11 protein-coding genes and 1 pseudogene are annotated in these 14,507 nt (G+C 64.5%); 9 read left to right on the top strand and 3 right to left on the bottom strand.

Annotated features, from left to right (window positions below):
- The first annotated feature begins 95 nt into the window (after positions 1–95).
- From mhpT to G5S42_RS10975, 4 genes and pseudogenes are all read left to right on the top strand, one after another.
- Entirely contained in the window at positions 96–1,367 is a 1,272-nt protein-coding gene (gene mhpT, locus G5S42_RS10985; RefSeq protein WP_176106772.1) for a 3-(3-hydroxy-phenyl)propionate transporter MhpT, read from the top strand.
- An 81-nt stretch (positions 1,368–1,448) separates the two neighbouring features.
- Complete coding sequence (locus G5S42_RS10980; protein ID WP_176106771.1) at positions 1,449–2,333, top strand: alpha/beta fold hydrolase; 885 nt, start codon at positions 1,449–1,451, stop codon at positions 2,331–2,333.
- Positions 2,334–2,444: 111 nt separating this feature from the next.
- Positions 2,445–2,600 (top strand): annotated as a pseudogene (locus G5S42_RS44250) (putative type II toxin-antitoxin system PemK/MazF family toxin); the annotation flags it as partial.
- Between the two features lie 597 nt (positions 2,601–3,197).
- Positions 3,198–5,426, top strand: coding sequence for an NADP-dependent isocitrate dehydrogenase (locus tag G5S42_RS10975; protein ID WP_176106770.1), 2,229 nt, complete (start codon positions 3,198–3,200; stop codon positions 5,424–5,426).
- A 188-nt stretch (positions 5,427–5,614) separates the two neighbouring features.
- Here the strand turns inward: G5S42_RS10975 and G5S42_RS10970 are convergent, their stop codons facing one another.
- Both G5S42_RS10970 and G5S42_RS10965 read right to left on the bottom strand, forming a co-directional pair.
- A complete protein-coding gene (locus tag G5S42_RS10970) occupies positions 5,615–5,842 on the bottom strand; it encodes a hypothetical protein (protein WP_013092475.1) in 228 nt (75 codons plus the stop codon).
- A 360-nt stretch (positions 5,843–6,202) separates the two neighbouring features.
- Complete coding sequence (locus G5S42_RS10965; RefSeq protein WP_176106769.1) at positions 6,203–7,099, bottom strand: LysR family transcriptional regulator; 897 nt, start codon at positions 7,097–7,099, stop codon at positions 6,203–6,205.
- A 98-nt stretch (positions 7,100–7,197) separates the two neighbouring features.
- On the opposite strand from G5S42_RS10965, the gene G5S42_RS10960 reads away from it, so the two are divergent.
- Genes G5S42_RS10960 through G5S42_RS10950 form a run of 3 tightly spaced genes read left to right on the top strand, consistent with a single transcriptional unit; the run spans position 7,198 to position 10,193 of the window.
- Complete coding sequence (locus G5S42_RS10960; RefSeq protein ID WP_176106768.1) at positions 7,198–8,502, top strand: CitMHS family transporter; 1,305 nt, start codon at positions 7,198–7,200, stop codon at positions 8,500–8,502.
- A 25-nt stretch (positions 8,503–8,527) separates the two neighbouring features.
- Entirely contained in the window at positions 8,528–9,901 is a 1,374-nt protein-coding gene (locus G5S42_RS10955) for an acyclic terpene utilization AtuA family protein (RefSeq protein WP_176106767.1), read from the top strand.
- On the top strand, positions 9,888–10,193 hold the full coding sequence (locus tag G5S42_RS10950; RefSeq protein WP_176106766.1) for an AtuA-related protein: 306 nt from the start codon (positions 9,888–9,890) through the stop codon (positions 10,191–10,193). The genes G5S42_RS10955 and G5S42_RS10950 overlap by 14 nt, the downstream gene beginning before the upstream one ends.
- Before the next feature lie 57 nt (positions 10,194–10,250).
- On the opposite strand, the gene G5S42_RS10945 is transcribed toward G5S42_RS10950, so the two are convergent.
- Positions 10,251–10,961 (bottom strand): FadR/GntR family transcriptional regulator, encoded by a 711-nt coding sequence (locus G5S42_RS10945; RefSeq protein WP_176106765.1) that lies wholly within the window; start codon positions 10,959–10,961, stop codon positions 10,251–10,253.
- A 414-nt stretch (positions 10,962–11,375) separates the two neighbouring features.
- On the opposite strand from G5S42_RS10945, the gene G5S42_RS10940 reads away from it, so the two are divergent.
- Positions 11,376–12,707 carry an MFS transporter gene (locus G5S42_RS10940; RefSeq protein WP_176106764.1) on the top strand — a complete coding sequence of 444 codons (1,332 nt, stop codon included), beginning with the start codon at positions 11,376–11,378 and terminating at the stop codon, positions 12,705–12,707.
- A 130-nt stretch (positions 12,708–12,837) separates the two neighbouring features.
- The gene (gene gudD / locus G5S42_RS10935) at positions 12,838–14,187 is read left to right on the top strand and encodes a glucarate dehydratase (protein ID WP_176106763.1); all 1,350 of its coding nucleotides are present in this window, start codon (positions 12,838–12,840) and stop codon (positions 14,185–14,187) included.
- Positions 14,188–14,507: the final 320 nt, after the last annotated feature.

The following is a 14,507-nucleotide window of genomic DNA, read 5'->3' as shown; positions in this document are numbered from 1 at the left end:
CGCTGCGCGGCGGCGCCGCATGCCGCGCGCGCAGCGTTCATTTCATCCAGCAAGGTCGCCGCAAGAGCGACGCTGATTCAACATTGGAGACATTCATGCGGCAGTCAACACAAGCAACGCAAACAGCGCAAACAGCGCAGTCGACGAAACCTTTTGCCAGCGGCGCGCTGACGATCGGGCTCTGCCTGATCGTCGCGCTGCTCGAAGGCGTCGACCTGCAATCGACCGGCCTCGCTGCACCGCGCATGGCGCGCGAATTTCATCTCGCGGTCGCGCAGCTGGGCTGGGCGTTCAGCATCGGCGCATTTGGGCTGCTGCCCGGTGCCGCTATCGGCGGACGTCTCGCCGACCGGCTCGGGCGCAAGCGCGTGCTGATGTGGTCAGTCGCGCTGTTCGGCCTCTTCTCGCTCGCGACCGCGCAGGTATGGGATCTGAACAGCCTGCTTGCCGCGCGCTTTCTGACCGGCCTCGGTCTTGGTGCGGCGATGCCGAATCTGATCGCGCTGTGCTCGGAAGCGGCGCCGCCGCATCAGCGCAACACCGCGGTCGGCGCGATGTATTGCGGCATGCCGTTCGGCGCGGCGCTCGCGGCGGTGGTCGGCATCGTCAGCCCGGGCGATGAGGGCTGGCGGCATATCTTCTACGTCGGCGGGTTCGGGCCGTTGCTGGTGCTGCCGCTGCTTGCGCTGTTCATGCGCGAGTCGGCGCAGTTCGTCGCGGCGCGTGCAACCACGGGCGCGCGGCACGATGCATCCGCCAGCGTGACGCGCGCGCTGTGGCAGGAAGGGCGTGCGGGCACGACGATCGCGTTGTGGATCAGCTACCTCGGCACGCTGATCGTGCTGTATTTCCTGATCAACTGGCTGCCGTCGCTCGTGTTGACGCGCGGTCTGACGCGCGTGCAGTCGGGTGTCGTGCAGATGATGTTCAACATCGGCGGCGGCATCGGCGCGATCGTGATCGCCGGCATGATGGACCGGATGGGCCGGCGCCGCACGGTCGCGGGCATGTATGTCGGCATCGTCGTTGCGCTTGGCGCGTTGCTGAGCGCGCATGGCGGCGCGTCGATGGCGTGGGGCGGTCTGCTCGCCGGGCTGTTCCTGGTCGGCGGCCAGTCGGTGCTCTACGCGCTGGCGAGCAGCCTGTACCCGACCGAAGTGCGTGGCACCGGCGTCGGCGCGGCCGTGGCGGTGGGCCGTCTCGGCTCGATCCTCGGACCGTTGATCGCGGGGCAACTGCTCGCGATCGGTCAGGGCGCGAGCGTGCTGCTCGGCGCGAGCATTCCGCTGATCGCGGTTGCCGCGATCGGTGCGTGGCTCGTCGTGAATCGCTCGACACTTCGATACACCGCGGTGGCCGCGCAGTAGTTTTGCGGCCTGAAATATGGAGCGGGTTCGCCGTCGGCGGCGGCCCGCAGTCACTCAACTCGTGAAACACAGGAATTCGACATGAGCAATACCAACACGCAAGCAGTGGCGATCAGTGAAGAAGCGACCAGCAAATTCGTCCGGATCACTGAAGATGGCCGCGAGGTGCAGCTGCACTACAACGACGTGGGGCAGGGCGCGGAAACGGTCGTGATGCTGCACGGCTCGGGACCGGGTGCGACCGGCTGGGCCAACTTCAATCGCAACGTCGAGCCGCTCGTCGCGGCGGGCTATCGCGTGATCCTGATGGACTGCCTCGGGTGGGGCAGGAGCGACCCGATCGTCTGCAAGGGTTCGCGCTCGGAACTCAACGCGCGCTGCCTGAAGGCGTTGCTCGATGCGCTCGATATCGAGCGCGCGCATATCATCGGCAACTCGATGGGTGGGCATAGCGCGGTCGCGTTCGCGCTCGCTGAACCGCAGCGCGTCGGCAAGCTCGTGCTGATGGGCGGCGGCACCGGCGGCCCGAGCCAGTTCGTGCCGATGCCGACCGAAGGCATCAAGCTGCTGCAGGGGCTGTACCGCAACCCGACCATCGAGAACCTGCAGCGCATGATGAGCGTCTTCGTGTTCGAAACGAAGGCGTTGACCGAGGATCTGATGCAGGCGCGTCTCGCGAATATGCTGGCACGGCGCGACCACCTCGAGAACTTCGTCGCGAGCCTCGCCGCGAATCCGAAACAGTTCAACGACTATGGGCCGCGCCTCGGCGAAGTGGCCGCGCCGACGCTCGTGATCTGGGGCCGCGACGATCGCTTCGTGCCGATGGACGTCGGCCTGCGGCTCGTCGCCGGGATGCCGAACGCCGATCTGCATGTGTTCGGCCGCTGCGGGCATTGGGCGCAGTGGGAGCATGCGGACAAGTTCAACCGGATGGTGGTTGAGTTCCTGGGACGCGAGGGGTAAGGCGGGTTGTTATTGCGAGCGACTGGCGCGCCGTTGCGGCGGCGGGCTGGTTGCTTCTTTTTGCCCATTTTCCGGCGATTTTACGGCTCCGCGTGTAGAGTCAATGTAGATCCCCTCTCGGGTTCAGGAACAGAAACTCCGGGGGTCGCGCTGATGAACATGGTGCGCACTCTAGGCCTGGAGGCACGCGCCGCACGCAAAGTCGAGCGCGCTCCGGCCGAGGTGGTCGAGGACGCGCTTGCCCGCCTTCAAACGATTCTGGAATGACGGGAAAGACGATTCGACTTAAACCCGCGCGCGGCGAGTGACGCAATCACTGCCCTGCCAGCATCCGACTCGTACTGTTTCGCGTGCGAGCATCCCCGTCCGCGCTTCCCCCGCTTCCCCCGCTTCCCCCGTCCAACCGTCGACTCCCGCACCACCGGATGCGGATCTGTCCACTCTGCTGTGGACGCCCGCGCGCCGTCGGTCGACGAAGCCGGCAGGGGACGTCGTGGCGCGCGTAGCGCAGGCCTGACTGGCTGGCGGCGACTGAAGCGCGCGGGACTTGCGGCTCCTCAATGCGATCCATTCGCATTCAGCCAAAAATAATATGTCGCAAGTCATCTATAAGATATCTGTCTTAAGACCCGTGTAATCGGCCGCAAACCCTTGCCAGCCGGGGCTCGACCCTTTTCGGCAGGGTCTCGCGACCTGTTTGTTTACCCACATTTAGTGGAAAACGCGCATATACTCTCGGTCGTATCGCAAAACGAAGGTCGCGGGGTTGCGTCGTGCCGAACTGACGCCGTCGCCGTCGCGCCGCGATTTGCGCTGGCCTCGACTGCCAACGCTCTGTCTACCACTTCTAGCAAAGCATCAATCATGTCCACACCGCCGAAGATCATCTACACCCTGACCGACGAAGCGCCCGCACTGGCGACGTACTCGCTGCTGCCGATCGTCAAGGCGTTCACGCGCTCGTCCGACGTGCTCGTCGAAACGCGTGACATCTCGCTCGCCGGCCGGATCATTGCCGCATTTCCCGACTACCTGAGCGCGGAACAGAAGGCTTCCGACGATCTGGCGGAGCTCGGTGGACTCACCACGCGCCCGGAAGCGAACATCATCAAGCTGCCGAACATCAGCGCGTCGGTGCCGCAGCTGAAGGCAGCGATCGCCGAGCTGCGCGACCAGGGCTACAAGCTGCCGTCGTACCCGGACGTCGCGACGACCGACGCGGAGAAGGACGTCAAGGCCCGTTACGACAAGATCAAGGGCAGCGCGGTGAACCCGGTGCTGCGCGAAGGCAACTCGGACCGCCGCGCGCCGCTGTCGGTCAAGAACTATGCGCGCAAGCATCCGCACAAGATGGGCGCGTGGAGCGCGGACTCGAAGTCGCACGTCTCGCACATGAGCGGTGGCGATTTCTACGGCAGCGAGAAGTCGGCGCTGATCGCGCAAGCCGGTAGCGTCAAGATCGAGCTGGCCGCCGCGGACGGCACGACCACGGTCCTGAAGGCGAAGACGCCGGTGCTGGCAGGCGAAATCATCGACGCGTCGGTGCTGAGCAAGAACGCGCTGCGCAGCTTCATCGAAGCGCAGATCGCCGACGCGAAGGCGAACGGCGTGCTGTTCTCGGTGCACCTGAAGGCCACGATGATGAAGGTCTCGGACCCGATCATCTTCGGTCACGTCGTGTCGGTGTTCTACAAGGACGTGCTCGCGAAGCACGCAGAGGCGCTCGCCAAGGTCGGCTTCAACCCGAACAACGGTATCGGCGACCTGTACGCGCGTCTGAAGGATCTGCCGGCTGAAACGGCAGCGGCGATCGAAGCCGACATCAAGGCGCAGTACGAACAGCGTCCGCCGCTCGCGATGGTCAACTCGGACAAGGGCATCACGAGCCTGCACGTGCCGAGCGACGTGATCGTCGACGCCTCGATGCCGGCGATGATCCGCGAGTCGGGCAAGATGTGGGGCGCCGACGGCGCGCTGCACGACGCGAAGGCGGTGATTCCGGACCGTTGCTACGCCGGTGTGTACCAGGCTGTGATCGAAGACTGCAAGAAGCACGGCGCGTTCGATCCGGTCACGATGGGCACGGTGCCGAACGTCGGCCTGATGGCGCAAGCCGCGGAAGAATACGGTTCACACGACAAGACGTTCCAGATCCCGGCGAACGGCGTGGTCCGCGTGACCGACGAAGCCGGCGCGGTGCTGCTGGAGCAGCCGGTCGAGCAAGGCGACATCTTCCGTATGTGCCAGACCAAGGACGCGCCGATCCGCGACTGGGTCAAGCTCGCGGTGAACCGCGCCCGCGCGACCAACACGCCGGCCGTGTTCTGGCTCGACCCGGTGCGCGCGCACGATGCGCAGATCATCAAGAAGGTCGAACAGTACCTGAAGGATCACGACACCAACGGTCTCGACATCCGCGTGATGACGCCGGTCGACGCGACGAAGTTCTCGGTCGAGCGCATCCGCGCGGGCAAGGACACGATCTCGGTCACCGGCAACGTGCTGCGCGACTACCTGACCGACCTGTTCCCGATCATGGAACTGGGCACCAGCGCGAAGATGCTGTCGATCGTTCCGCTGATGGCCGGTGGCGGCATGTTCGAAACCGGCGCGGGCGGTTCGGCGCCGAAGCACGTGCAGCAGCTGGTCGAAGAAGGCTTCCTGCGCTGGGATTCGCTCGGTGAATTCCTGGCGCTGGCCGCATCGCTCGAACATCTGAGCACCGCGTATCACAACCCGAAGGCGCAGGTTCTCGCGAAGACGCTCGATCAGGCGACCGGCAAGTTCCTCGACAACGACAAGTCGCCGGCGCGCAAGGTCGGCGGCATCGACAATCGCGGCAGCCACTTCTACCTCGCGATGTACTGGGCCGAAGCACTGGCCGCGCAAACCGACGACGCGGCGCTGCAAGGGCAGTTCGCGGGCGTCGCGAAGGCGATGGCCGACAACGAGGCGAAGATCGTCGCGGAACTCGGCGCGGCGCAGGGCAAGCCGGTGGATATCGGCGGCTACTACCGTCCGAACGTCGAGCTGACCAGCAAGGCGATGCGCCCGAGCGCGACGCTGAACGCGATCGTCGATTCGGTGGCTTGACGCCGTACGGGCTGCTGATGCGGTAAGCGTCGCGGCCGCAGCTACTCGGGCCCGGAAAGCCACGCGGTAAGCGCGCAGCGCAACCGCGGACAAAGCCGCAAGCAGGACCGCAAATACGACAATGGCGCCTTCGGGCGCCATTGTCGTTTCTGCTTTCACTGCTACGTCGCCGTCGGTCATATCCGTCCTTATACGTGAACGATTTCCCAATCGGCGAGTTTCTCCGGAATTTCGAGTGTCGACGTGTCGAGCTCGGACAGATGCTCGCAGCTCAGGCCGCGCGCGAGGTCGTCGGCGGCCTGTTGCGGGCTCGAGAATTCTCCGAGCGTTTCGTTGCCGTAGGTGGCTTCCCAGCCGTCCTGACCCGGCAGAATGTAGAACGCTCCCTGCGTCGAACCAAAGCGAAAGCCTTTCATTTTTAGTCTCCCAGTTACCAATAAAAAAGCCGCGATTCGTGACGGCTTCTGCGCAATCTCTGGGATTTGGGTGGCCATTTCGCGAGGCCCCTCGAATCCGACTGCGTGAAGCGCGTGCTCTTGTGAAGGAGTCTACGTCAGGGAGTCGGCTGGCAAGCGGGCGTCAAACGGATCTTTATCTTAAAAATACTGCTGCAAAAACAATGGGTTGATTGTTTCATTTTGCGATGTGCAACGCCGCCGGGCATCGTGAAATGACCGGTTTGTGCCGCGCACCATGATTTTTTACGACGCGCGCCATCGTTTCGTATCGTGAAAATTAGGGGCTGCGGGGGACGGGCAAAACGATGCCATGCGGCCCTATGACGCGTCGATCCGTTCGATCAGCATCGCGACGAAGGTCTCGCTCACCGGCGGCAAGGTTCGGCCACGCTTTCTGATCAGCGCGATGCGGCGCGTGAACGCGGCTTCGTCGATCGGCCGCGCGACCAGTTCGGGCTCCGCGCGTACCTCGCGTGCCGACGCCGGCAGGATCGTGATGCCGAGCCCGGCGCGCGCCATCGCGACCGCGCTCATCATGTAGGTCGGCTCGCAGGCGATGCGCGGCTCACATTGCGCGTCGGCGAACGCGCTGTCGACGACCGCACGCACGCTCGTGCCCTGCGCGGTCAGCACGAGCGGCTCGTTGGCGAGATCGGCGAGCGTGACGGGCCGGCGCCGCCGCGCGAGTGCGTGCTCCTTCGGCAGCACCGCGACGAGCCGGTCGATGCCCTCATGCAGCACCTCGAGCCCGCTGTCGTTCAGCTCGCCGCCGGTCAGCCCGATATCGACTTCCTCGTTGCGCACCAGCGTGTTGACCATGCTCGCGACGACGTCGCGCACCTCGAAGCCGACGCGCGGCACGGCTTTTCTCAGCGCCTGCACCAGCTCGGGCAGGACGCTCGCCGCGAAGGTCGGCAGACAAGCGATGCGCACCGTGCCGCTCGCGCCTTCGCCGAGCGAGCGTGCATCGCGCAGCACGTGCTCCATGTCGTGCAGCGATTTCTGCAGCACGGGCAGCAGCTCGCGGCCGGTCGGCGTCAGCGCGACATTGCGGCTGTTGCGATCGAACAAGCGCAGGCCGACCGTTTCCTCGAGCCGGCGAATCTGCACCGTCAACGCCGGTTGCGACAGATGCAGCCGCGCGGCCGCGCGCGTGAAGCTGCCCGTTTGCGCGACCGCGATAAACGCCCGGATGTCCCGCAGACTCAGATCCATGATGATTTGTGATTGCTGCGATCAATTCATTTCAATTGTTTTATTGCTGTCGCGAACTTACGCTCGATCACACTAAAAAACAACCTGGAGACAAGCTCATGCTGCCATTACTGGGGCTGGCTACCATCGTCGTGCTGCTCGGCGCGATCCTGTCCAAACGCATGTCGCCGCTCGTCGCGCTGATCATCGTGCCGCTCGCGGCATCGCTGCTCGGCGGCTTCGGCCTGCAGACCAGCAAGTTCGTCGTCGATGGCCTGAAAAGCCTCGCGCCGGTCGTCTGCATGTTCGTATTCGCGATCCTGTACTTCGGCACGATCACCGACGCCGGCATGCTCGACCCGATCATCGAGCGGATCCTGCGCGCGGTCGGCACGCGGCCCACGCGCATCGTGATGGGCACCACGCTGCTCGCGCTGCTGATCCACCTCGACGGCTCCGGCGCCGTCTGCTTCCTCGTCACGATTCCCGCGATGCTGCCGCTTTACGATCGCCTGAAGATGGACCGGCGCGTGCTCGCCGCGGCGGTATCGATGGCGGCCGGCATCAACTTCCTCCCGTGGACAGGGCCGATGATTCGCGCGTCTGCGTCGCTGCATCTGCCGATCTCGGCGCTATTCAATCCGCTGATTCCGGTGCAGGCGATCGGCCTCGTATTCGTGTTCTCGATGGCGTACTGGCTCGGGCGGCGCGAGGAAAAGCGCCTCGGCCTCACTGCCGCGAGCGGTTCCGTGCCGATGCCCCAACGCGAACTGACGCCAGAACAACAGGCGCTGCGCCGCCCGCAAAACTTCTGGTTCAACCTCGTGTTGACGCTCGTCGTGCTGGGCACGATGGTCGTGATGGGCGAGAAGATTCCGCCGGCCGTTATGTTCATGGTGGGCCTGTGCATCGCGTTGATGGTCAACTATCCGAACGTCGACATGCAGCGCAAACGGATCGACGCGCATGCGCGCGCCGCGCTGATGATGGCCGGCATCTTGCTCGCGGCCGGCGTGTTCACCGGCGTGATGCAGGGCAGCGGCATGCTGAAGGCGATGGCGCAGGCGGCGGTCGGCTTCGTGCCGCCGGCGATGGCGAGCCATATTCCGATCGTGCTCGGCCTGCTGTCGATGCCGCTCAGCATGCTGTTCGATCCCGATTCCTTTTATTTCGGCGTACTGCCGGTGATCGCGGAAGTGGCGGGCCAGCTCGGCGTGCCCGCAGTGCACGTCGGGCAGGCCGCGTTGCTCGGACAAATGACCACCGGTTTTCCGGTCAGCCCGCTCACGCCCGCGACGTTCCTCGTAGTCGGCCTGTGCGGTATCGAGCTGGCCGATCATCAAAGATTCACGTTTCCCCTGCTGTTCGGCGCGTCGGTCGTGATGACGATCGCGTGCGTCGCGCTCGGGATCTTTCCACTGTGAGCTTCATTGAACGGACGGGAGCACCATGACAGCCACTGAATCTGAACGCATCGTGCGCATCGGCGCTGGCGCGGGCTTTTCGGGCGACCGCATCGAACCCGCGCTCGAACTCGCGGAACACGGCCACCTCGACTATCTCGTCTTCGAATGCCTCGCCGAACGCACGATCGCGATCGCGCAGCAGGCGCGCAGCAAGGACGCGGAGCTCGGCTACGACCCGCTGCTCGAAGCGCGCATGCGCGCGGTGCTGCCCGTCGCGGCGCGCAACGGCGTGCGTATCGTGTCGAACATGGGCGCGGCCAATCCTCGCGCGGCGGCGCGCAGGACCGCACAGATCGCGCGCGAGCTCGGTCTCGGCGCGCTGAGGATTGCCGCCGTCACCGGCGACGACGTGCTCGACGTCGTGCGTGCGGGCGACTTCCATTTCGTCGAATCGGGGGACGCGGTGGCCGCGTACGAGGACCGGTTGATATCGGCGAATGCGTATCTCGGCGCGAGCGGCATCGTCGACGCGCTGGCGGCCGGCGCGCAGATCGTGCTGACCGGTCGCGTCGCCGATCCGTCGCTGTTCGTCGCGCCGCTGGTCCACGAATTCGGCTGGCGCATGGACAACTGGCCGATGCTCGGCCAGGCGACGGTAATCGGCCATCTGCTCGAATGCGCAGGGCAGATCACCGGCGGCTATTTCGCAGACCCCGGCTTCAAGGACGTGCCGAATCTCGCGCGGCTCGGCTTTCCGATCGCCGAAGTTGCGCGGGACGGTTCGGTGGTGATCACGAAGCTCGCGCAAAGTGGCGGGCTCGTGACCGAGGCGACGTGCAAGGAGCAGTTGCTGTACGAGATTCACGATCCGCGTCGTTATCCGCAGCCCGACGTGGTGGCCGATTTCTCGCAGGTGCGCGTCGAGCAGGAAGCCCCGGACCGTGTGCGCGTCACCGGCGGTGGCGGCACGGAGCGCACCGCGACGCTGAAAGTGTCGGTTGCGTATTTCGACGGCTATATCGGCGAAGGGCAGATTTCGTACGGCGGACCGGGCGCGCTTGCGCGGGCACGGCTCGCTCTCGATATCGTGCGCGAACGGCTCGCGCTGACCGGTGTAGAGACGCGTGAACTGCGCTTCGATCTGATCGGCGTGAACGCACTGCACGGTGACACGGTGGCGGCTGGCCATGGCGAGCCGTACGAAGCGCGCGCGCGGGTGGCGGGGCGCACGGCATCGCTCGCGGAGGCGGTGCGCATCGGCAACGAGGTCGAAACGCTGTACACGAACGGACCGGCGGGCGGTGGCGGAGTGACGAAGGCGGCGCGCGAGGTGGTCGCCGTGCAATCGGTGCTGCTGCCGCGCGAGCATGCGACGCCGGCTTTCTCGCTGGTGGAGGCTCGAGATGAAACTACGTGAACTGGCTCATTCGCGCACCGGCGACAAGGGCAATACGCTCAACATCTCGGTGATCTGCTACGACGCGCGGCATTACGAGCGGTTGCGCGATGTGTTGACGCCCGAGCGCGTCAACGCGCATCTGCGTGAGGTGGTGCGCGGTGACGTGGTGCGTCATGAGTTGCCGGGCCTTGCCGCGTTCAACTTCGTGCTCGGCGATGCGCTCGGCGGCGGCGTTACGCGTTCGCTCGCGCTCGATGCGCATGGCAAATCGCTGAGCTCGGCGTTGATGGATCTGGACGTGGGGGAATGAGCGGATGCTGCTGGCGGCGTGTCGTGTTGCGAGGCGGTCGGTCAGCCCCGCATGCGATCACACGCCAGCCTTCGTCAAATCATGCGCGCGGCGCAGACGCTCGCGGCTGTTGCTCAGATGCATGCGCATCGCGGCGCGCGCGTCGTCGGCGTCCTGACGCTCGATCGCGCGATAGATCGTCAAGTGCTCGCCGAGCACGCTACGCAGCACCTCGATATGGTCGAGCTCCGCGATCTCGGCCGAACCGAGCCGCGTGCGCGGGCTGACCGAGCGCCCGAGCTGGCTCAGCACGTCGAAGAAGTAGCGGTTGCCGCTCGCGCGTGCGATCTGCAGATGGAACTCGATGTCGTGTGCGAGCGTGTCGGTGCTGCCGCGCTCGAGTTCCGACTCGAAGCGATCGAGTGCGATGCGAATCTGCTTCAGGTTCTGCTCGGTACGCCGCGACGCCGCGAGCGCGGCCGCGGCCGCTTCGACGTCGATCCGGAACTCGATGATCGCCATCACGTCGAGCATGCTGGTGAGATCGGCGGCGGGAAGCTGCATCGGCTTTTCCGCGGCGGGCGTGAGCACGAACGTGCCGATGCCGTGGCGCGTCTCGACGATTCTCGCTGCCTGCAGACGCGAAATCGCCTCGCGGACCACGGAGCGGCTCACGGACAACTGCTTCATCATCGCGACTTCGGTGGGGATGCGATCGCCTGGCCTCAGCGCCCCGCGGCGAATTTCATCGGAAAGGGTGGCCACCACCTTTTCAGTTAGGCTGCTCATTTTTGTGGCTGGTTGACTGATCCAACAAAGTATCGCACAGGAATGTACTCGATTCTGCCGGGTTCGGCGGCATCGGCGCGGGCTATTTTTTCCGTGCGGACGCGAGATGGAGCGAAGATCAGGCGGACATTGGCGCAAACGCATGGAGTGCTGCTAGCGAGCCGCCAATTAAAGACATCAGACGTCTTATCTAGTGAGACCTAGAAGTGGGCTATAGCCTTTGAAGCCTTGAATCCGTTGTTATTTCAAAGGCGTTGATCGAGACACGCAGGGTAAACACCCAACTGGATTTGAGAAAAATAACGCGGTAGACTGTCGTCAGACAACGTATCAGACCTACCGGCGGGTCTCGCACTCACCTGTTGCGTCGTGCTGCGTTCCACCAGGCCACATGGCCGACAGGGGAGACAAATCTTGACATCAGTTCTGACTACCGCGCTCGACCCGCTCGAATCAGCGGTCGCAAAAGTGAAGCGCAACGTGCTGCCGCTTTTCCTGATCATGTTCATCGCGAACTATATCGACCGCGTGAACATCGGCTTCGTCAACGCGCACATGAAGACCGATCTCGGCATCGGCGCGGCAGCCTACGGTCTCGGCAGCGGGCTGTTCTTCATCGGCTACGCGCTGTTCGAAGTGCCGTCGAACGTGCTGATGCAGAAGTTCGGCGCGCGCGCGTGGCTCACGCGCATCATGGGCACGTGGGGGCTGGTGGCGGGCGCGATGGCGTTCGTGTGGAACGATACGTCGTTTTACGTGCTGCGGTTCCTGCTCGGCGTCGCCGAGGCGGGCTTCTTTCCCGGCGTCGTCTTTTACTTCACGCAGTGGCTGCCGCAAAAAGAACGCGGCAAGGCGATGGCGATCTTTCTGTCCGGCTCGGCGCTCGCGTCGGTGCTGTCCGGCCCGATCACCGGCTCGCTGCTGTCCATTCGCGGCCTCGGCCTGCAAGGCTGGCAGTGGATGTTCCTGATCGAAGGCGGGTTCTCGATCGTGCTGTGCATCGTCAGCTGGTTGCTGCTGAAGTCGCACATCCGCGACGCGCACTGGCTCACCGGCGAAGAACAGCGCGTGCTCGAACACTCGATCGCGGCCGAACAGGCCGAGCGCGAAGCGCAGGGCGGCGCGCATCTGCCGACGATGAAGCTGCTGAAGGACCCGCAGATCGCGCTGTTCTGCTTCCTGTACTTCGCGATCCAGCTGACGATCTACGCGGCCACTTTCTGGCTGCCCACGATCATCCGCAAGATGGGCGGCCTGTCCGATTTCGAGGTCGGCATGTTCAACGCGATTCCATGGTTGATCGCGATGGTCGCGATGTATGGTTTCGCGGTCGTATCGGCGAAATGGCGTCATCAGCAGGGCTGGCTCGCGGTCGCGCTCGTCATCGCGGCGATCGGCCTGTTCGCGTCGACATCGGGCAACCCGGTGTTCTCGTTCGTCGCGATCTGCTTCTCGGCGATCGGCTTCAAGGCGGCGTCGTCGCTGTTCTGGCCGATTCCGCAGGGCTACCTCGATGCGCGCGTCGCCGCCGGCGTGCTCGCGCTGATCAACTCGCTCGGCAACCTCGGCGGCTTCTTCGCGCCCGCTACCTTCGGCTATCTGCAGCAGCACACGGGGTCGATCACGGGCGGCTTGTACGGCCTCGGCGTCGCGTCGCTGCTCGCGGCCGCGGCCGGCTTCCTGACGCGCAACAAGCCCGGCAATCGCGAGCCGGCGCCCGAGTCGTTGCGCGGCAACGCGCATTGACTACACTGACGGCTCGTATGCGGCCGTCAGTTCTTCTGTATTCGAGTTTTCATCCGGTCTGGCCGAACGCGCACGCAGCGCGCGGCGGCTTCCGCCGGCCGGCTTACTTCATCACACAGGTGCTTTTCCCATGTCCACCAAACCTACCGAATCGAACGCCACGCCGGTCGTCACCGAGCTGCGCGTCGTGCCCGTCGCTGGCCGCGACAGCATGCTGATGAATCTGAGCGGCGCACATGGTCCGTTCTTTACGCGCAACGTCGTGATCCTGCGCGACAGCGCGGGCCATACCGGTGTCGGCGAAGTGCCGGGCGGCGAGAACATCCGCAAGACGATCGACGACGCGCGGCCGTTCGTGGTCGGTCAGTCGATCGGCAATCTGCAGGCGATCCTCAACAAGGTGCGCACGCAGTTCGCCGATCGCGACGCAGGCGGTCGCGGTCTGCAGACCTTCGACCTGCGCACGACGATTCACGCGGTGACCGCGCTCGAAGCCGCGCTACTGGACCTGCTCGGCCAGCATCTCGGCGTACCGGTCGCGGCGCTGCTCGGCGAAGGCCAGCAGCGGGACGAGGTGGAAATGCTCGGCTACCTGTTCTATATCGGCGATCGCAACAAGACCGATCTGCCGTACGCGAACAACGCCGGCGCGCGTGACGACTGGGAGCGCGTGCGCACCGAACAAGCGCTGACGCCGGAAACGGTCGTGCGTCTCGCCGAAGCCGCGAAGGCGCGCTACGGCTTCAACGACTTCAAGCTGAAGGGCGGCGTGCTGCCGGGTGACGCCGAGATCGAGGCGGTCACGGCGCTGGCCGAGCGCTTCCCCGAAGCGCGCGTGACGCTCGACCCGAACGGCGCGTGGTCGCTCGCCGAAGCGGTGCGCCTGTGCCGTGACAAGCACGACGTGCTCGCCTACGCGGAAGATCCGTGCGGCGCGGAGAACGGCTATTCGGGCCGCGAAGTGATGGCCGAGTTCCGCCGCGCGACCGGCCTGCCGACGGCGACCAACATGATCGCGACCGACTGGCGTCAGATGGGGCACGCCATCCAGCTGCAATCGGTGGACATTCCGCTCGCCGATCCGCATTTCTGGACCATGCAGGGCTCGGTGCGCGTCGCGCAGATGTGCAACGACTGGGGCCTCACGTGGGGTTCGCATTCGAACAACCACTTCGACATTTCGCTCGCGATGTTCACGCACGTCGCGGCCGCGGCGCCGGGCAAGATCACCGCGATCGATACGCACTGGATCTGGCAGGACGGTCAGTTCCTGACGCGCGATCCGTTGCAGATCGTCGGCGGCAAGGTCAAGGTGCCGCAGAAGCCGGGCCTCGGCATCGAGCTCGATATGGACGAACTCGACAAGGCGCACGCGCTGTATCAGCAGCACGGCCTCGGCGCGCGCGACGACGGCGTTGCCATGCAATATCTGATTCCGAACTGGAAGTTCGATAACAAGCGTCCGTGTCTCGTGCGTTAAAGAGGATTTAATTCAATCGACAGCCTGGCGGGCTGCACAAAAGGTGCGGTCCGCCAGGCTTTTTGTTTTCAGGCCGTCGAGATCCTCGCTCGCCGCACACACTAATCGTCTGACGTCCGTGCATATCTATTAAGTCATTGTTTTTATTGCTATCACGTAAACCCCAGTCGTCTGATGACGATTAAATCATTACGATGGCTTCACTGGAAAGCGGAACGTGTCCATGTTGAGGTGAACGTCGGGAACGAGAGGTTTCCAGCCAGGTCTGCATGTCTTTTTAGATTCGGGCCTTGGAGCAGCAGCAAGCGGAAAACTGGCAA

The sequence above is a fragment of the Paraburkholderia youngii genome, assembly GCF_013366925.1.
GTDB classification, from domain to species: Bacteria; Pseudomonadota; Gammaproteobacteria; order Burkholderiales; family Burkholderiaceae; genus Paraburkholderia; species Paraburkholderia youngii.
This window is presented reverse-complemented; position numbering and strand designations above follow the sequence as displayed.